18 protein-coding genes are annotated in these 17,891 nt (G+C 66.9%); 8 read left to right on the forward strand and 10 right to left on the reverse strand.

Annotated elements, in window-relative coordinates:
- Positions 1-349 precede the first annotated feature (349 nt).
- Complete coding sequence (locus E8M84_RS20545) at positions 350-2,011, reverse strand: amidohydrolase (protein ID WP_137113129.1); 1,662 nt, start codon at positions 2,009-2,011, stop codon at positions 350-352.
- A 57-nt stretch (positions 2,012-2,068) separates the two neighbouring features.
- Positions 2,069-3,034 carry an agmatinase gene (locus tag E8M84_RS20550; RefSeq protein ID WP_137113130.1) on the reverse strand — a complete coding sequence of 322 codons (966 nt, stop codon included), beginning with the start codon at positions 3,032-3,034 and terminating at the stop codon, positions 2,069-2,071.
- Between the two features lie 164 nt (positions 3,035-3,198).
- Here E8M84_RS20550 and E8M84_RS20555 point away from each other — a divergent pair, with 164 nt between their 5' ends.
- Complete coding sequence (locus E8M84_RS20555; RefSeq protein WP_137113131.1) at positions 3,199-3,579, forward strand: polymer-forming cytoskeletal protein; 381 nt, start codon at positions 3,199-3,201, stop codon at positions 3,577-3,579.
- Here E8M84_RS20555 and E8M84_RS20560 read toward each other — a convergent pair.
- Positions 3,576-4,010, reverse strand: a complete 435-nt coding sequence (locus tag E8M84_RS20560; RefSeq protein WP_137113132.1) for a PaaI family thioesterase — start codon at positions 4,008-4,010, stop codon at positions 3,576-3,578. The two genes, E8M84_RS20555 and E8M84_RS20560, sit on opposite strands and share 4 nt — an antisense overlap.
- Positions 4,011-4,064: 54 nt before the next feature.
- On the opposite strand from E8M84_RS20560, the gene E8M84_RS20565 reads away from it, so the two are divergent.
- Positions 4,065-4,838 (forward strand): enoyl-CoA hydratase, encoded by a 774-nt coding sequence (locus tag E8M84_RS20565; protein ID WP_137113133.1) that lies wholly within the window; start codon positions 4,065-4,067, stop codon positions 4,836-4,838.
- A gap of 44 nt (positions 4,839-4,882) precedes the next feature.
- Here E8M84_RS20565 and E8M84_RS20570 read toward each other — a convergent pair whose 3' ends face one another.
- From E8M84_RS20570 to ctaA, 3 genes are all read right to left on the reverse strand, one after another.
- Positions 4,883-6,064, reverse strand: coding sequence for an MFS transporter (locus tag E8M84_RS20570; protein WP_170972016.1), 1,182 nt, complete (start codon positions 6,062-6,064; stop codon positions 4,883-4,885).
- A gap of 197 nt (positions 6,065-6,261) precedes the next feature.
- The gene (locus E8M84_RS20575) at positions 6,262-7,731 is read right to left on the reverse strand and encodes a carboxypeptidase M32 (RefSeq protein WP_137113135.1); all 1,470 of its coding nucleotides are present in this window, start codon (positions 7,729-7,731) and stop codon (positions 6,262-6,264) included.
- Positions 7,728-8,897 carry a heme A synthase gene (ctaA, locus tag E8M84_RS20580; RefSeq protein WP_137113136.1) on the reverse strand — a complete coding sequence of 390 codons (1,170 nt, stop codon included), beginning with the start codon at positions 8,895-8,897 and terminating at the stop codon, positions 7,728-7,730. Before ctaA ends, E8M84_RS20575 begins: the two co-directional genes overlap by 4 nt.
- A 200-nt stretch (positions 8,898-9,097) precedes the next feature.
- On the opposite strand from ctaA, the gene obgE reads away from it, so the two are divergent.
- From obgE to E8M84_RS20595, 3 genes are all read left to right on the forward strand, one after another.
- Entirely contained in the window at positions 9,098-10,120 is a 1,023-nt protein-coding gene (gene obgE / locus E8M84_RS20585) for a GTPase ObgE (RefSeq protein ID WP_137113216.1), read from the forward strand.
- Positions 10,108-11,232, forward strand: coding sequence for a glutamate 5-kinase (gene proB / locus E8M84_RS20590; RefSeq protein ID WP_170972017.1), 1,125 nt, complete (start codon positions 10,108-10,110; stop codon positions 11,230-11,232). Before obgE ends, proB begins: the two co-directional genes overlap by 13 nt.
- Before the next feature lie 76 nt (positions 11,233-11,308).
- A complete protein-coding gene (locus E8M84_RS20595) occupies positions 11,309-12,568 on the forward strand; it encodes a glutamate-5-semialdehyde dehydrogenase (protein WP_137113137.1) in 1,260 nt (419 codons plus the stop codon).
- A 3-nt stretch (positions 12,569-12,571) separates the two neighbouring features.
- On the opposite strand, the gene E8M84_RS20600 is transcribed toward E8M84_RS20595, so the two are convergent.
- On the reverse strand, positions 12,572-13,168 hold the full coding sequence (locus E8M84_RS20600) for a histidine phosphotransferase family protein (protein ID WP_137113138.1): 597 nt from the start codon (positions 13,166-13,168) through the stop codon (positions 12,572-12,574).
- A 26-nt stretch (positions 13,169-13,194) separates the two neighbouring features.
- On the opposite strand from E8M84_RS20600, the gene E8M84_RS20605 reads away from it, so the two are divergent.
- From E8M84_RS20605 to E8M84_RS20615, 3 genes are all read left to right on the forward strand, one after another.
- A complete protein-coding gene (locus E8M84_RS20605; protein ID WP_137113139.1) occupies positions 13,195-13,377 on the forward strand; it encodes a DUF3553 domain-containing protein in 183 nt (60 codons plus the stop codon).
- A 133-nt stretch (positions 13,378-13,510) separates the two neighbouring features.
- A complete protein-coding gene (locus E8M84_RS20610; RefSeq protein ID WP_137113140.1) occupies positions 13,511-14,290 on the forward strand; it encodes a GNAT family N-acetyltransferase in 780 nt (259 codons plus the stop codon).
- Positions 14,287-15,108, forward strand: a complete 822-nt coding sequence (locus tag E8M84_RS20615) for a 1-acyl-sn-glycerol-3-phosphate acyltransferase (RefSeq protein WP_137113141.1) — start codon at positions 14,287-14,289, stop codon at positions 15,106-15,108. The genes E8M84_RS20610 and E8M84_RS20615 overlap by 4 nt, the downstream gene beginning before the upstream one ends.
- 68 nt (positions 15,109-15,176) lie before the next feature.
- Here E8M84_RS20615 and E8M84_RS20620 read toward each other — a convergent pair whose 3' ends face one another.
- From E8M84_RS20620 to E8M84_RS20630, 3 genes are all read right to left on the reverse strand, one after another.
- Complete coding sequence (locus E8M84_RS20620; RefSeq protein ID WP_137113142.1) at positions 15,177-15,527, reverse strand: DUF2200 domain-containing protein; 351 nt, start codon at positions 15,525-15,527, stop codon at positions 15,177-15,179.
- 41 nt (positions 15,528-15,568) lie between these two features.
- The gene (locus E8M84_RS20625) at positions 15,569-16,840 is read right to left on the reverse strand and encodes a lytic murein transglycosylase (RefSeq protein ID WP_137113143.1); all 1,272 of its coding nucleotides are present in this window, start codon (positions 16,838-16,840) and stop codon (positions 15,569-15,571) included.
- A gap of 289 nt (positions 16,841-17,129) precedes the next feature.
- The gene (locus E8M84_RS20630) at positions 17,130-17,867 is read right to left on the reverse strand and encodes an RNA methyltransferase (protein WP_137113144.1); all 738 of its coding nucleotides are present in this window, start codon (positions 17,865-17,867) and stop codon (positions 17,130-17,132) included.
- Positions 17,868-17,891 lie beyond the last annotated feature (24 nt).

Below are 17,891 nucleotides of genomic sequence, written 5' to 3' on the forward strand. Positions count from 1 at the left end.
CTAGATCATCGGGCACCATCTCTCGATAGACACCCTACTAGGCCGATATGCTGCGATTACGACGCCGATGCGCCCAAACCGCCCGCATATCCCTTCATCTTCCATCAATGTCAAAGAGCGCGGACACAAAACACGCAGCACGCCAGAACTTCTGGCTGTACTGCCATCGTGCATCCGAAGATTTCGCGGCGTTTCACCCCCGCTTCCGTCCCTTCCCAGCTTCGTTTCCGCCGCCGTTCCGTTTCGGTGAGGGGGCTTTTAGTCCCGGGTCTCGGGACCCGCAAGCAGAAAATGACGGGAAGATGACGATTTTTTCCGAAACCCCAGCTTCCCGCCTGAAATCAAGGCGTTACGCCACTCCTCCCGCCATCACGGAAGGGTCGTGGGTCACCCTGCCCCCGGCAATCGTCAGGGCGATTCCGGTCTTTCCCAGCCTCTCGGGCGGAATCGCCTCGACATCGCCGTCGATCAGCACCAGATCGGCCGCCATTCCTTCCCGCAGTGTCCCCGTCAGCCCCTCCATATGCGCGGCCCAGGCCCCGCCCGCCGTATAGGCGCGCAAGCATTCCATCAGCCCGACGCGTTCGTCCTGACACCCATCAAAGGGCACCCGGGTCAGCGCCGCCTGGATACCGCGCATCACGCTCACATCGGTGACCGGCCAGTCGGAGGCAAAGGCCAGCGGCGCGCCGTGGTCGGCAAGCGTCTTCGTCAGATAGGCATCCTGCCAGCGATGCTTGTGGAAGACATGGTCCATCGTCGACATCGGGAAATCCATCGCCCCCGGCGGATGCGGCGGCTGGACCGAGGCCGTGATCCCAAGCGCACCCAGCCGGGGCACGTCGGCCCGGTCGATCAGCTCGATATGCTCGATCCGATGCCGAAGGTCAGGCCGCCCCGCCGCCTCATAGCCGTCGATCGTCTGCCGCACTGCCCCGTCGCCGATGGCATGGACCGCGATCTGCAGGTCGCGGCGCGAGATCTCCCGGCAGATTTCCTTGAACCGCTCGTGCTCGAACAGCGGCGCACCGCGTTCCTTGGTCCCCGGATAGTCGTGCAGCATATAGGCGGTGCGGCTGTCGACGACCCCGTCCTGAAACATCTTGACGAAACCGCTCGTTACCCACTCGCCCGTGAACTCCTCGGCCATGGCCGACGCCCGATCCAACTCGGAGAGTTCCATATGCGGCTTGAAGTGGAACGGCACCTTGACCCGTGCGGTCAGCCGCCCCTCGGCTTCCATCTCTTTCAGAAGGACGCAGGTATAGCGGTTGCCGTCCATGTTCACCATGCTGGTGATCCCGTGCATCGCGCAATGCGCAAGGCCCGCCGCCACCTTCTCCTTGTCCTTCGCCCGCTGAGCGGCGTCAGGCCAGGGTTCCGGCTCTCCGCCCGTCGCGATCCCGAGTTGAAGGTGCAGGTCCCCGGTCAGCGCCAGCACGGGAGAAAACGCCTCGAACTCCAGAAGCTCCCCCGTCGCTGTCCCGTCCGCGCCCATCACGACGACATGGCCTGCGGGCATTTCCGCGCCATGCAGAATCCCCGCCGCCTGAAGCGCCGCCGTATTGGCCCAGACCGTGTGGTGGTCCGGAGACATCATCGCGATGGGGCGGTCGGCGATCACCCGGTCCAGATCATGCCGCGTCACCGGATGGTCGAGGATTTCATAAGCCGCCCCCTGCGCCATCAAGAGCGGCAGCCCGGGGTTCTTCGCCGCATAGGCCCGGAACAGCCGCGCCAGTTCGTCGAAGCCCGAAACACCGCCCAGCTGTAGTTGCGAAAGCTCGTTGCCGCCCAGCACCAGATGCAGGTGGCTTTCCACGAACCCCGGCAGCAGCGTCCGCCCCCCGGCATCCACCACGCGCGTCGCAGGCCCCGCCAGCGCCTCCACCTCGGCCCGAGACCCGACCGCAAGGATGCGTCCACCGCCAAAGGCCACCGCCTCGGCCCGGGGACGGCCCTCGTCCATCGTCAGGACCTTCGCGTTGGTGATAATCATCTCGGCGCGCATCGGCCATCCTTTCTTCTGTTCACAAATATCCCGGGGTCCGGGGCAGCGCCCCGGGGGTCAGCCCCGCGCGACACGTTCGGCCATGACACACAGCATCTCGAACATCAGGCTGATCCCCAGCCAAGCCGTCCCACCCGAAGCGTCAAACGGAGGCGACACCTCCACCAAGTCCGCCCCGACGACATCCAGCCCTCGCAACCCCCGCGCCACCTGCAGCGCCTGCCAGGAGGTAGGCCCGCCCACCTCCGGCGTCCCCGTCCCGGGCGCAAAGGTCGGGTCCACGAAGTCGATGTCATAGGTTACGTAAACGGGCCCCGCCCCGACGATCTCCCGCGCCTCGGCCATCACGTCCTCCGGCCCCCGGGCGTGGAACTCGGCAATCGGAATGATCCGGATGCCGTTCGCCTCGGCGAAATCCCAGTCCTCGCGCCCGTAAGCCGTGCCCCGGATGCCGATCAGGCAATAGCGTTTGGGGTCGATCAGCCCCTCCTCCACCGCCCGCCGGAACGGAGTCCCGTGATTGTACCGCGAGGTCCCGAAATAGACGTCGTTCAGGTCGGTATGGCTGTCGAACTGGATCATCCCCACCGGACGCGCCTTCGCCACCGCCCGCAGGATCGGCAAGCTGCACAGATGATCCCCGCCCCCCGTCAGCGGCCTGATCCCCGCCGCCACCACGCGGGCATAGAACGCCTCCATCCGCGCCATCGAATCCATCAGGTCGCCCGGATTGGGCGCCACATCCCCCAGGTCCGCACAGCGCACCAGTTCGAACGGAGCCACCCAGGTCGCCCCGTTCATCGCCCGGATCATCGTCGACAGGTCCCGCAACTGGCGTGGCCCGTGCCGAGGCCCCGGCCGGTTCGTCGTCCCCCCGTCCCAGGGCGCGCCGATCAACCCGATCTGCACCTCGGCAAACCTCGGATGGTCGAACGGCACATGCGGCAGCCGCATGAAGGTCGGCACCCCGGCAAAGCGCGGCAGGTCAAAGCCCGAGACCGGCTGGAAGAATGCATCCTGCATCATCACCCCCTGATTCCCCGGCCATTTGATCAAACGCCCCCCGCCTTGTCAGGCCCCATTGCGACATCCATCCGGGGAAACCTGCCACAGGATGAACGCAGCCCTTGACCCGACAACCACGATCCTTCCTTATCAGGCCAACCCTTCTCCCTAGGATGCCTCGCATGTTCTCCAAGACCTCCGACCCGACCTCCGCCCCCCCGGTCTCGCGGCCCACAGCCCCCGGCTCGAACTCGGCGCGCTCGGTTCTGGGCGCTGACCTGAAGATCACCGGGGAAATCACGTCGACCGGCTGGGTCGAGGTTCTAGGCGAGATTGACGGCAACATCACCGCCAACGGGCTGATCATCGGCCAGGAAGGCCGCGTCAAGGGCTCCGTCAACGCCCATACCGTCGAGGTAAAGGGCAAGTTCGACGGCAAGGTCGCCTGCGAAAGCTTCACGCTCCGCGCCTCGTCGCAGGTTAAGGCGGATGTCACCACCGCGGCCCTCGTCATCGAAAGCGGCGCGCAGATCGAAGGCCGTTTCCTCAAGCCGAAAGGCTAAGACCCGGCCCGGGCGCTCGGCGGGATCGAATAGGTCAGGCTCGCCCGCGCCACCGGGTCCGCCATGCCGTCGCTGAAGACCAGCACGTCGCCCACCGCCAGGCTCCGCCCCAGCTTCAGCACCCGTGCCTCGCCGCGCAGGTCCTGCCCCGCTGCGGGCTTGCGCAGGAAGTCGATCGCGCAATTCGTCGTGACCGTCAGCGCCACCGGCCCGATCCGGCTGAGGATCGCCAGATACATCGCCACATCCGCCAGCGCGAAGATCGACGGCCCGCTCACCGTTCCCCCCGGTCGCAGATGCCGCTCGGCCACGCGCATCCGCAGCACCACTCCCGCCGCATCCGCCCGCTCAACCGCGAAATCCGCTGCCACCTGACCGAAGTCCTGCGCAAGGAAGGCCTGCAACGCCGCCGCATCCATCTTCAGCTGCATCTTCCCCTCACCCTTTGCAGCCCCTAGACTGGCCCGAAGCCTTGGGGGGACGCAATGACCAACACCTTGATCCGACGTGACGTCCATGACGGGATCGCCACCGTCACCCTTGCCTCGCCCGGCACCTTGAACGCGCTCTCCACCCCGATGCTGATGGCCCTGCAAGACGCCTTCACAGCCATCGCCGCAGACGAGACCATCCGCGTCGTGATCCTCGCAGCCGAGGGCAAGGCCTTCTCTGCCGGCCACGACCTGAAGGAAATGCAGTCCTACCGCGCAGCCCCCGACCAGGGCCGCGCCCAGTTCCAGGCTTTGTTCGACCGCTGCTCGGCCCTGATGCAGCAGATCGCCGCGCTCCCCCAACCCGTCATCGCCCAGGTCCAGGGCGTCGCCGCCGCTGCAGGTTGCCAGCTGGCCTGCACCTGCGACCTGATCGTCGCGTCCGAGACCACGCGCTTCGGCGTGAACGGCATCAACCTCGGCCTCTTCTGCTCCACCCCCGCCGTCGCCCTGTCGCGCCGCCTTGCCCCGGGTGCCGCGTTCGAGCTGCTGACGACGGGAGACTTCCTTTCCGCCCCCCGCGCCCACACGATGGGCGTTGTGAACCGCCTCTCCCCGCCCGACCGGCTGGCCGAGGACACCCTGACACTCGCCCGCCAGATCGCTGCGAAGGACCCCGCCGCGATCCGCCTTGGCAAACGCGCCTTCCAGGCCCAGCTTGGCCTGCCCCTCAACCAGGCCTACCAGGTCGCGGGTGCCGCCATCGTCGAAAACGCCCTGCGCCCTGACACCGCCGCAGGCATCGAAACCTTCCTCACCCGCAAGTAGGTCGGGGTTCACCCCGACTCCGCCGCTACCCCGCAGGTTGGGCTTCAGACCGACTCCCGCCGCGCCAAAAGCCCCACCATCAACGCCAGCCCGACCACCGCCAACCCCAGGCAAACCGCATAGACCAGCCCCGGGCCGCCCAGCGCCAGTAACCCGGCCCCAACCGAAGGCGCCGCCGCCGAGGCGAGGATCGGCGCCACCGCCGCCGCGCCCGAAATCGCTCCAAACCCCTGCCGCCCCAGGATTTCCGCGATCAGCACCGGCCGAAGGATCGAGGTCAGCCCGATTCCCGCCCCCTGCGCCAGCGCAAAGGCAAAGATCAGACCCGGCGCAGCCCCGGCCAACCACAGAAGGACACCCGCCACCACCATCGAGCCAAGCGAGGCCATCGTCGCCTGCGCCGTGGTCACCCGTGCCCCCGCCGCCAGAAGGACCAGCCGCCCCGCCACCTGCGCAGGCCCGATGCAGGCCGCTGCAAGGGCCGCAAGCCCCGGCGCAGCCCCCCGGTCGGCGAACAGAACCAGCGCATAGGTAATGAGGATGCCGTGGTTCAGATAGACCGCCAGGAACCCCAGCGCGATGGCCCAGAACGCCGGCCGCCGCAGCGCCGCCTGCAGAACCCCCGGCGGGCTTGGCGGGATCACCAGCCCAGCACGCTCCCGCCTGCGCAACTGCCGCACGGCGACCGCGTTCAGCGGCGCAGCAAGAAGGACCAGCGCGGCAAAGGCCAGCAATGCCCCCTGCCCGCCAAGGCTCGCGCCCCACCAGTGCCCCAAGGGAAAGGCCACGGTCCCCGCGAACCCCGCGACCAGGGTGACCTGCGTGATTGCCGCCCGCGCCCCATCCCCCAATCTCCGGGTCAGGAAGGCAAAGCAGGTCTCATACAGGCTTCCCGCCTGCGCCACCCCAATCAGCGCCCACAAGGCAAGCCACCCGGCCAGGCCGCCCGTCAGCCCCAGCCCCGCCACCCCCAACGCAATCACCGCGGGCAACCAGACCAGCATCTCGCCACCCAGACCCCGGTCCACCAACCGCCCGGTGAAGGGCGTCAGGCATGCCATGACCAGAAACGCCAGCGTCGGCCCCAGCGCCAGTTCCGCCTTGGTCCAGCCGGTCGCGGCCTCCAGGTCAGGCAGCAAGGCGGGAAAGGAATAGTAGCAGCCCGCATAGATCAGGGTCTGGCCCAAAGCCAACAGCCAGACCGCCGATCCGCCCTTCTCGGTCACCGCCACGCCTCCGCCGGAAAAACCTCCTCGTGCGCCTTCCGCGTCTCGCCGGGCGCGCGCCCGCGAGGAGGGACGAAGTCCAACGACGAGCCATCCGGAAGACCCAATTTCAAGACCTTAAGATTTCCCTAACGTCCGAGACCAACCCATTGATCCCAAGGGGAATGCCGCGATTTTCCACCGTGGACACTTCCACGCTAGACCCCGTAGATGTCCCCGAACTTGGCCTCCAGATAGTCGAGCAAGGGCCCCTCCGAAGGCTCGAACCCGCAGGCCCGCCGCACGACATCCCGGGGCTCGTATAGCCCCCCATGCCGCTGCAGCCGCTCCCGCAGCCACCCCGTCGCCGCCGAGACGTCGCCCTGCGCCATCATCCCGTCCAGCCCCGTAATCTCCGCCCGCAGCGCCTTCACCAGACACCCCGCATAGACGTTCCCCAGCGTGTAGGTCGGGAAGTAACCGAAGAGGCCGCAAGACCAGTGCACGTCCTGCAGCATCCCGTTCGACGGCCGATCCACCGCCACCCCGAAATCCGCTCGGAACCGATCGTTCCACGCCGCTTCCAGGTCCTCGACCTGCAGGTCGCCCTTTATCAGCGCCCGCTCCAGATCGAACCGCATCATGATGTGCAGGTTGTAGTGGACCTCATCCGCCTCGGTCCGGATATATCCCGGATGAACCCGGTTCACCGCCTTGTAGAACCCCTCGGCATCCGCGATCCCGAAATCGCCGAAGATGTCCCGCATCCGCCCGAACAGCCACCCGGTAAACGCGCGGCTCCGCCCCAGTTGGTTCTCATAAGACCGGCTCTGACTTTCATGCACCCCCATCGACACGCCCTGCCCGATGGGGGTCAGCGCATAGGAAGGATCGATCCCCTGCTCATAGGCCGCGTGGCCGACCTCGTGGATCGTGGAATAGAAGCAGTTGAACGGGTCCGTCTCGGAAACCCGCGTCGTGATCCGCACGTCATGGCCCGAGCCCGAGCTGAACGGATGCACCGCCAGGTCCACCCTGCCCCGCGACCAGTCATAGCCGAACACCGTCGCCAGTTCCCGCGACAGCGCCAGCTGGTCATCCTGCCCGAAGGTCCCAATCACCCCTTTCGGAGCCGCAGCCCCCAGCACCTTCTCCCGCAGCGCAACCAGCCTTGGCCGCATCGCATCGAACATCGCCGCAATCGCCGCCCCGGTCATTCCCGGCTCGTAATCGTCGACCAGCGCGTCATAGGGGTCCCCCCCCGCCGCCAGTGCCGCGCCCTCGGCCCGCTTCAGGTCCACCACCTTGCGCAGCGTGGGAAGGAACCCCGCCACATCCTCTCGCCCCCGACACTCCGCCCAGATCCCCTGAGCCAAGGACATCGTCGTCGCAATCTCTTCGGCAAGCTTGGCCGGCACCTTTATTGTCCTGGTGTACGACCGCCGGATTTGCCGCAACTGCGCCTCGCCCACCGCGTCAGGGGCCTTCGCCGCCTCCAGCCAGCCTGAAATCCGGGGATCGGTCCGCCGCGCGTGCAGCACGCCCTCCAGCGCCCCAATCTCCTCGGCCCGCTGCCCGGCACTGCCTTCCGGCATCACCGTCTCCTGGTCCCAGCCCAGCCGCCCTGCGACCTGCGCCAAAGCCTCGGTCTGGCGCTGAAACGCCATCAATTCCTCAAACGCGCTCATGCGGTTCCCTCCCGGATCGACCCTGCGACAGGATATTGAGACAGATGCCGCGCCCGCAGGATCAGCACCCAAAGGATCACCGCCCCGATCTGGTGGGTGATCGCGACATGGACATGTGCCACGGTCAGGACCGTCGCGATGCCAAGCGCCATCTGAACGACCAGCATCGCCATGACCTGATGGAACGCCATCTGCGTCGCCTGGTAGCTGGACTTGCGCCCCCGCAACCAGACCACGATCCCGAAGGCGAAAAGCAGATACCCCGACATCCGGTGAATGAACTGCACCAGCCCCGGGTTCTCAAAGTACGCGTGCCAGACCGGCAGCGTGCCCCCGTTCCCATCCGGCACATAGAACGCATCCGCCGGGAAGAACTGCCCGTTCATCAAGGGCCAGGTCGGAAATGCCCGTCCCGCGTCGATCCCCGCGACCAGCGCGCCCAGCACGATCTGCAGAAAGGCGAAATGCATCAGGCCCGTGGAAAGGCTGAAGAGCTTCGCCTCCCGGCCCCGCCGCGCGGTCATCAGCTCGGCCTCGCTTCGCCCCAGCAGGAAGACATACCAGGCAAGGAAGCCAAGGATCACGAAGGCAAGGCCAAGATGGGTTGCCAGGCGATAGGAGGCCACGTCGAGCATCTCGCCCTCAAGGCCGGAAGAAACCATCCACCAGCCGATGGCCCCCTGTAACCCACCAAGTCCCCCCAGCAGCAGCAAGCGCCCAGTCCAGCCCGGCGGGATCTGTCGCGCCACGGCAAAGCCCAGGAACCCCACCGCCCAGACCAGCCCGATCACCCGCCCCAACTGGCGATGGCCCCATTCCCACCAGTAGATCGTCTTGAAGGCCTCAAGGCTCATCCCCTTGTTCTGCAACTGGTATTCCGGGATGGCCCGGTATTTGTCGAACTCCGCCTGCCAAGCGGCCTCATCCATCGGCGGCAGTGCCCCGGTTACCGGCTTCCATTCCGTGATAGACAGCCCCGAGTCGGTCAGCCGCGTCAGCCCGCCCACAGCGATCATCGTCGCGACCAACAGGAACAGTGCTACCAGCCACAGTCGGATTCCACGTCGTGCGCCCTTGGGCCGGGCATCGATCCCGCCACCGACCGGAGCGACTGGGGCCTTCTGCTCAGAACCAACTTCTTCGAAAATGCTGCGCTTTGTGGCCATCCGCTTACCTCTTGGTCTTGGGCCGGGACACTAGGCCCGCCCACCCCCACCTTCAAGGCCCTGCGACTTAACGCTCCGCCCGACCGCTCCTCCGCCGACGAGAAGCCGAAGGCGCACGAGGAGCGTTGATGGGAGCATCGCTTGAGCATCCGCCCCGCTTCCTGTATCCCCGCGCTTTGACCCTGCCCGAAAGCGCCGCCATGAAGTTCCTCGACCTTGCCAAAGTCTACATCCGCTCCGGCGGCGGCGGGGCCGGCTGCGTGTCGTTCCGGCGTGAGAAGTTCGTCGAATTCGGCGGCCCCGATGGCGGTGATGGCGGCCATGGCGGGTCCGTCTGGGCCGAGGCGGTGGAAGGGCTGAACACCCTCATCGACTACCGCTACCAGCAGCATTTCTTCGCCAAGTCCGGCCAGCCCGGCATGGGCAACCAGAAGACCGGCAAATCGGGCGACGACATCGTGCTGAAGGTGCCCCTCGGCACCGAAATCCTGGACGAGGACGAGGAAACGGTCCTTGCCGACCTCACCGAAGTCGGCCAGCGCGTCTGCCTCGCCGAAGGCGGCAATGGCGGCTGGGGCAACCTGCGCTTCAAGTCCAGTACCAACCGCGCGCCCGCCCGCGCGAACCCCGGCCAGGAAGGCATCGAGCGCACCATCTGGCTGCGCCTGAAGCTGATCGCCGATGCAGGCCTTGTGGGCCTGCCGAACGCCGGCAAGTCCACCTTCCTTGCCGCCGTCTCGAACGCGCGGCCCAAGATCGCCGACTACCCGTTCACCACGCTGGTCCCGAACCTCGGCGTCGTCGGCATCGACGGGCACGAGTTCGTCATGGCCGACATCCCCGGCCTGATCGAGGGCGCCTCCGAAGGCCGCGGCCTTGGCACGCAGTTCCTCGCCCATGTCGAACGCTGCAAGGTCCTGCTGCATCTGGTCGACGGAACGTCTTCGACAATCACGAAGGATTTCAAGACCATCGTGACCGAACTTGAAGCATATTCTGAAGTTCTGGGCGACAAGCCCCGCATTGTCGCCCTGAACAAGACCGACGCGATGGACGCGAAACAGATCAGCGACCGCCGCCGTGCTTTGGAGAAAGCTTCCGGCGGCCCGGTCCACGTCATCTCCGGCGTCTCCGGCAAGGGCTTGCCCGAGGTCCTCCGCGCCCTCTATGCCACCATCACGGCGGAGGCCCCCGCCGAGGAGTCCGCGCCGTGGCAACCTTGACCCTTCAAGCGCCCGACATCCGCACAGCGAAGCGGCTGGTGGTGAAGATCGGCTCCGCCCTCCTTGTCGATCGCAAGACGGGCCTCAAGCAGAACTGGCTCTCCGCCCTCGCCCTCGACGTGGCCGAGGCGAAGTCCCGTGGCACCGATGTCGTCCTCGTCTCCTCCGGTTCCATCGCGCTCGGTCGCAAGGTCCTGAACCTTGGCGATGGCGTCCTGACACTTGAACAGTCCCAGGCCGCCGCTGCGGTAGGCCAGATCCGCCTCGCCCGCGCCTACGAGGAAGTCCTCGCCCCCCACGGCATCACCACCGCGCAAATCCTGGTGACGCTGGAAGACACCGAGGACCGCCGCCGTTACCTCAACTCCCGCGCGACGATGGAGACCCTGCTCAGCCTTGGCGTCGTGCCGATCGTGAACGAGAACGACACCGTCGCCACCGACGAAATCCGCTTTGGCGACAACGACCGGCTGGCGGCACAGATCGCGGTAACGGCGGGGGCGGACCAGCTGGTCCTCCTCTCCGACGTCGACGGCTTCTACACCGCCAACCCTAAGGAAGACGCGACGGCCACTCGCTTCGACGTGGTCGACACCATCACGCCGGAAATCGAGGCGATGGCGGGCGACCCGATCAGCGGCCTCTCCAAGGGCGGCATGAAGACCAAACTCCTCGCCGCCAAGACCGCCGTCGCAGGCGGCTGCGCGATGGCGATCATGGAAGGCTCGACCCTACGCCCCCTGAAGGCGCTGGCCGAAGGTGCGACACGCACCTGGTTCGTCCCCTCTGCCGACCCACATGTCGCCCGCAAGCGCTGGATCAACGCGATGAAGCCGAAGGGCGAACTTATGCTCGACGCGGGCGCGGTCACAGCGCTGCGGGCCGGGAAAAGCCTGCTACCCGCAGGGGTTACCAAGGTGACCGGCAGCTTCGGGCGCGGCGAGCCGGTGGCGATCCTCTCGCCCGAAGGCGTGGTTCTCGGCAAGGGTCTGGTGCGCTACACTTCCGCCGAGGCCCGCAAGATCGCCGGGCACCGGTCGAACGAGATCGAGGCGATCCTTGGCTATCAGGGCCGCGCGGCGCTGGTGCACCGGGACGACATGGTGGTTTGAGGGGCCCAAATTCCTTCGAAGGAATTTGCAAAAGTTTTCGAAAACTTTTGCGCCCCATTTGAAACGGAGCGAGACAATGGACGGCCAGTTCACCGACCTGATGACCGAAATCGGCACCAAGGCCCGCGCCGCAGCGGCCGAACTGGCCTGCGCATCCTCAGAACGCAAAGCCGCAGCCCTGATCGCCGCTGCCGATGCCGTCTGGCGCCGCCGTCAGGAAATCTTCGACGCCAACACCCTCGACCTCGACGCCGCCGACCAGAAGGGCATCACCCCCGCCATGCGCGACCGCCTGCGGCTGGACGAGAACCGCCTGCGCGGGATCGTCGATGCGCTGCGCCAGATCGCGGAACAGAAGGACCCCGTCGGCCGCATCCTGGCTGAATGGGACCGACCCAATGGCCTCCACATCCAGCGCGTCGCCACGCCCCTGGGCGTCGTCGGCGTGATCTACGAATCCCGCCCGAACGTCACCGCCGACGCCGGCGCCCTCTGCCTCAAGTCCGGTAACGCCGTGATCCTGCGGGGCGGCAGTGAAAGCTTCGAGACCTCGGAAGCCATCCACTCCTGCATGCTCGACGGCCTGAAATCCGCGAACCTCCCCGCCGCCGCAATCCAGTTCATCCCGACCCGCGACCGCGAGATGGTGACGGCGATGCTGCAGGCCACGCAATACATCGACGTCATCGTCCCCCGGGGCGGCAAGGGTCTTGTCGGCCTCGTCCAGCGCGAGGCCCGCGTGCCGGTCTTCGCGCACCTTGAGGGCATCTGCCACGTCTACGCCGACCGCGACGCCGACCTGGAGAAAGCCCGCCGCGTGGTCCTGAACGCCAAGACCCGCCGCACCGGCATCTGCGGCTCGGCCGAATGCCTCCTGATCGACTGGCAGTTCTACACCAAGCACGGGGCCGTTCTGATCGAGGACCTCCTCAAGGCCGGAGTCGAAGTCCGCACCGAGGGCGAGTTGCTGAAGATCCCCGGCACCAAACGCGCCGCACCGGACGACTTTGGCAAGGAATTCCTGGACATGATCATCGCTGCCAAGCTGGTGGACGGCGTCGATCAGGCCATCGACCACATCCGCAAATACGGCAGCCAGCATACCGAAGCGATCCTGACCGAAAACGACGCCACCGCCGAGCGCTTCTTCCAGCGGCTCGACAGCGCCATCCTGATGCGCAACGCCTCGACACAGTTCGCCGATGGGGGCGAGTTCGGCATGGGCGCGGAAATCGGCATCGCCACCGGCAAGATGCACGCCCGCGGCCCCGTGGGGGCCGAGCAGCTGTGCAGCTTCAAATATCTGGTGACGGGCGACGGGACGATCCGGACCTGAGGTCTAGAACGTCAGCTTGATCGTCGTCTCGCCTATTTCGGTGATCAGCCGCCGCCCTTGCCGCGCCAGCTCATCCGGCACCAGCGCGAAATGCACCTGGTTCGCGCCGATCTCTGCCGGCGCGCGGGGTTCGGTCAGGACCTCCCACAGCGCCGGGTCCACTTTCAGCCGCGGCGCCTCGGCCAGCACCTGCCAGCCCAGGTCAGACCGCGTCACGCTGATCTTTCCGCCATAGGCCAGCGCGCTTTCCAGGCATTGCAGAAGAAGGAACGCCAGCCGCACCTCGCGCCGGGACAGATCGCCCGGGCTCGTCCATGCATAGCTGATCCGCCCCCCACGCCCCAAGTCACCCAGGATCGAGGCCACCTCGGACCGCGCGATCCGCTGGTCGCTCGTCGCCTGGCCAAAGCACACACGGAAGAACCGGATGCGCGCATTGGCATTGGCCACGCTTTCCGAAATCAGCGCCATCTCCGGCCGCACCGCACCCGGCTCCATCGCCAGAAGCTCCACCCCGTTGCCTATCGCCCCGATCGGGCTGATAAGGTCATGGCAGATGCGCGAGGCGATCAGGGCGGCGAGGTCGGGCTTGTCTTGCATCATCGAACCGGGCGAAAGGACTTGATATGGTGGCACTTCTCGAACCGGGCATGCTGGTGCGACACCCGGATCAGGCAGACTGGGGTCTCGGTCAGGTACAGTCGAATATCGACAACAAGGTGACAGTGAACTTTGAACACGCCGGGAAAGTCGTGATCGACAGCAAGCGCGTCTTCCTTCTGCCAGTGGCCGGACCTCAACACCCATAGTGCGAATCCGGCGCAGAAACTCAACCGGGAATTGCTTGCGTCAGCGGTGAACCGGCGAACGGTTGCATTGCAGCCGCCCCATGGCTAAGTCAGACGCGACAAAAGCCCGTAGCAAAGCGCCAGATCCCCACGGATGTCTGCCGAACCTGCCCCCTATGCCGTCCGGCTGGCGACAACGCCCGATGACCTGACGGCGGCGCAGGCGCTGCGCTATCAGGTCTTCGTCCGGGAACTGGGCGGCGACGGCCCGCTCGTCGATCACGCCCTTGGCCTCGAACGCGATGCCTTCGACCCGCATTTCGACCACCTGATCCTTGTCGACCGCCGCATCGACCCTGCCAGCCACACCCATGTCATCGGCGCCTACCGCGTCCTGCCTTCGGACCGCCGCGCCGCGGCCGGGCGGTTCTATTCGGAAACCGAGTTCGACCTGACCCCCCTCCTCGCCTCGGGCCGCAAGCTTCTTGAACTCGGCCGCTCCTGCGTCCACGCCGACCACCGCGGCGGCACCGCCATGTTCCATCTCTGGAACGGCCTCGCCGAATACGTCCTCGACCGCGGGATCGAGGTGCTGTTCGGCGCCGCTTCCTTCCACGGCACCGACATCGCCGCCTTGGCCCAGCCGCTCTCCTACCTGCACCACCACCACCTCGCCCCGCCCGAGATGCGGGTCCGCGCACTGTCCCCGCAGCGGCAGGAAATGGACCTGATCCCCAGGGACCAGCTCGACCGCCGCGCCGCGATGGCCGCCACGCCCGCGCTGATCAAGGCGTACCTCCGCCTCGGCGGCTTTGTCGGCGACGGCGCCTGGATCGACCGGGACTTCAACACCACCGACGTCTGCCTGGTGATGGACACCGGCCAGATGTCCGCCCGCCACCGTGAGTTCTACATCCGCAAGGCGGGCCCATGACCGACTGGAAGGACGTGCCCCCGCCCCCCTTCCGCGTCACCCCCCTGGGCTGGCTGCGCGTCCTGTGGCGCGGGGCGCTGGTCGGCGGGCTGACCTACGGCGGGCTTGTGGTCCTGCTTCTCGTCCGGCTCGTCGAATGGCCGCTTTTTGGCCAGGCCCGCTCCGTCACCCCGCACATCACCAAGTTCGTCTGCCGCACCGCGCTCCGCCTGTTGCGCCTGCCACTCAGCGTCCACGGCACGCCTATGACCCGGCCCGGAGCGATCGTGGCCAACCATTCCTCCTGGCTCGACATCTTCGTCCTGAACGCGGTCCAGACCGTCTACTTCGTCGCCAAGTCCGAGGTCGCCGGCTGGCCCGGAATCGGCTGGCTTGCCCGCGCCACCGGCACCATCTTCATCGCCCGCAAGGGGACCGAGGCGAAGAAACAGCAGGACATCTTCGAACAGCGCCTCCAGGCCGGGCATCGCCTGCTCTTTTTCCCCGAAGGCACCTCCACCGACGCGATCCGCGTCCTGCCGTTCAAGTCCACACTCTTCCAGGCCTTCTTCTCACCCGCCCTGGAACACACGATGCATATCCAGCCGGTGACCGTGGTCTTCCACGCCCCTGCAGGCGCCGACCCCCGGCACTACGGCTGGTGGGGCGACATGGACTTCGCGAGCCACCTGCTGAAAACCCTCGCCACCCCCCGCCAGGGTCGGGTCGAGGTCTTCTTCCACCCCGAGGTCCCCGTGGACGCCTTTGAAAACCGCAAGGTCCTCGCCCAGCACTGCGAACGGGTGATCCGCACCGCGCATGTCGGCGCCGTGGAATAGCCCGCAGCGTTTGCTCTTTTCCCAAATACTCCCGCCGGAGGCTCCGCCGCCTGCCCCCACGGGTCGGGCTACCCCTGCCGCAGCACCTTCGCCAAAGGCCGTCCCTTCGCCAGCTCGTCGACCAGTTTGTCCAGGATCCGGATCTCGCGCATCACGGGCTCGGCGATCTCCTCGATCCGGACCCCGCAGATCACGCCCGTCACCTGCACCCGCGCCGGGTTCAGCGCCGGGGCCTCGGCAAAGAACCGCTCCAGATCCAGCCCCTCCGCCATCACGCGCTCCAGGCTGTCCGCATCATGCCCCGTCAGCCAGAACAGCACCGCATCCAGGTCAGCCTTGCTCCGCCCCTTCCGCTCCACCTTCGCCAGGTAGACCGGGTAAAGTTTGGCAAAGCTCATGCCATAGACGCGATGTGTCATTCTCAGACCCCCGTAGGGTGGGCAATCCGCCCACCGCCCCGTCACCGCAGACGACGCAACAGCTCCAGCGACGGTTCCCCCGTCACCGGCAGCCCCACACTCGCCTCATAGGCGCTGATCGCGGCCTTGGTCTTGCCCCCGATCACCCCGTCGGTCCCGCCCGTGTCGAAGCCCCGCGCCGTCAGCAGACGCTGCAATTCCTGACGGTCGGCCTTGGTCATGCCCGTCGCATCTGGCCCGAACGAGGCCTGCACCGCGCCCCACCCCAACAGCCGGTCGGACAGGTGCCCCACGCCAATCGCGTAGCTTTGCGCGTTGTTGTAACGCAGGATCGTCGCGAAGTTCTGCGTCAGCAGGAAGTACGGCGCCCCACCCCCGTTCCCGCCCGCAATGATCGACCCGCCCGCCAGCGCCCGCCCGTCGGCTGACCGCACGCCAAGACCCGCCCAGGCCTCGGCCGACTGGCCCTTGCCGCGCCCCAGGAGCCCGGTGTTGAACCCCGCCGGGACCACGACCTCCATCCCCCAGGGCAGCCCCCGGGTCCAGCCGGACTTCGCCAGATAGGCCGCGGTCGAGGCCAGGGCATCCGTCGGGTCCTCCGACCAGATGTCGCGCCGCCCGTCGCCGGTGAAATCCACCGCATAGGCGAGATACGAGGTCGGGATGAACTGGGTATGCCCCATCGCCCCCGCCCAACTCCCCGTCATCCCCTGCGGCGAGACGTCCCCCGCCTGCAGGATCTTCAGTGCCGCCACCAGCTGCGATTCGAAGAACTCCCCCCGCCGCCCCTCATAGGCCAGGGTCGACAGGGCCGAGACGACCGGCACATTGCCGCGCCGCGTCCCGAAAAAGCTCTCCAGCCCCCAGACCGCGGCCACCACATGGCCCTCGACCCCATAGCGGGCCTCGATCGCCTGCAACGTCCCGCCATACTGCGCGAACTTCTGGCGGCCGAGGCTCACCCTCTCGTCCGAGGCGGCAATGTTCAGATAATCCTCCAACGTCCGGGTGAACTCGGTCTGGTTGCGGTCCTTCTCGATGACCTCGGGAATGAACCCCGCCCCCCGGAACGCCGCGTCAATCGTCCCGGACGAAATCCCGCGCGAGGCCGCCCGGCCCTTGAACCCCTCAACCCAGGCGTCCCACCCGGCATTCGGCACTGCCCGGGGTGCCGGGTCAGGTGCGCGGTAGCCCCCACCTGCGCCGCCCGAAGACCTGCCACCTCCCCCGATACAGGCTGACAACAGTGCAGCCGCCCCCACCATCAGACCCGCGCGCCGCGTGAAACCTTTGCCGGTTGCTGCCTCAATCATCGTCCTGCCCGCCTGCTGCTCTTGTTATCCGGCCATGATACCCATGCGGCCCGCCAAAGGCCAAGCCCCCCGCCCTTGCGGCGGCAGATGCACGCCCGGCGCCGGATGTCGCACGCGTCCCCTGCACGGCTTCCGCTTCCCCAAATATCCCCGGGGGTCCGGGGGGTGGCCCCCCCGGTCCAACGGCCCGCCACATGGCCAGACGCCCGGGTTAAGAAACCCCTAACGCCCACGAACAACTCATTGAAATTGTGACTTTTTCACGGATTGTCCACTGTGGACACGTCTTTCAGTCGCCCTGCTTTTTCAGCTTGAACGCGATCTGCCGCAGCATCCCGTGGAAGGTCTGCACCTCGGCCCGGGTCAGCCCCAGCCGCCCCCACATGTTCCGCAGGTTCGCCTTCATCCCCTCCACCTTTGTCTCGGGAAAGAAGAACCCCGCCGCCTCCAGCCGCTCCTCGAAATGGTCCGCCAGCCGGTCCACCTCTTCCCGGTTCGCGAACTCCGTCCGGGCCAGCTCCATGACCGAGGCCGGAACCGTGGCCCCCTGCCGCTGCCATTCATAGCCCAGCAGAAGCACACACTGCGCCAGGTTCAGCGAGGGAAACTCCGGGTTCACCGGCACCGTCACGATGGCGTTGGCCCGGACGATGTCCTCGTTCTCCAGCCCCGCCCGCTCCGGCCCGAACAGGACACCCACCCGCTTGCCTTCCGCCCCCATCGCGCGGGCCATCTCCATCGCCCGTTCCGGCGTCACCACCTCTTTCACAAGCTCCCGCCCCCGCGCCGTGGTGGCAAAGACGAAGTCGCAGTCGGCAATCGCGCCGCCCAGGTCCGGGAACAGCCCCGCGTGATCCAAGAGCCGCCCCGCCCCCGACGCCATCGCCACCGCCTTCGGGTTCGGCCAGCCGTCGCGCGGCCCCACGACCCGCATCCGCTCCAGACCGAAGTTCAGCATCGCCCGCGCCGCCGCGCCGATGTTCTCGCCCATCTGCGGCCGGACCAGGATGAAGACGGGGGGGATCATGCAAGCACCTTTCCGGTTTCGTCG

The organism is Rhodobacter sp. SY28-1 (assembly GCF_005222785.1).
GTDB lineage: Bacteria > Pseudomonadota > Alphaproteobacteria > Rhodobacterales > Rhodobacteraceae > Tabrizicola.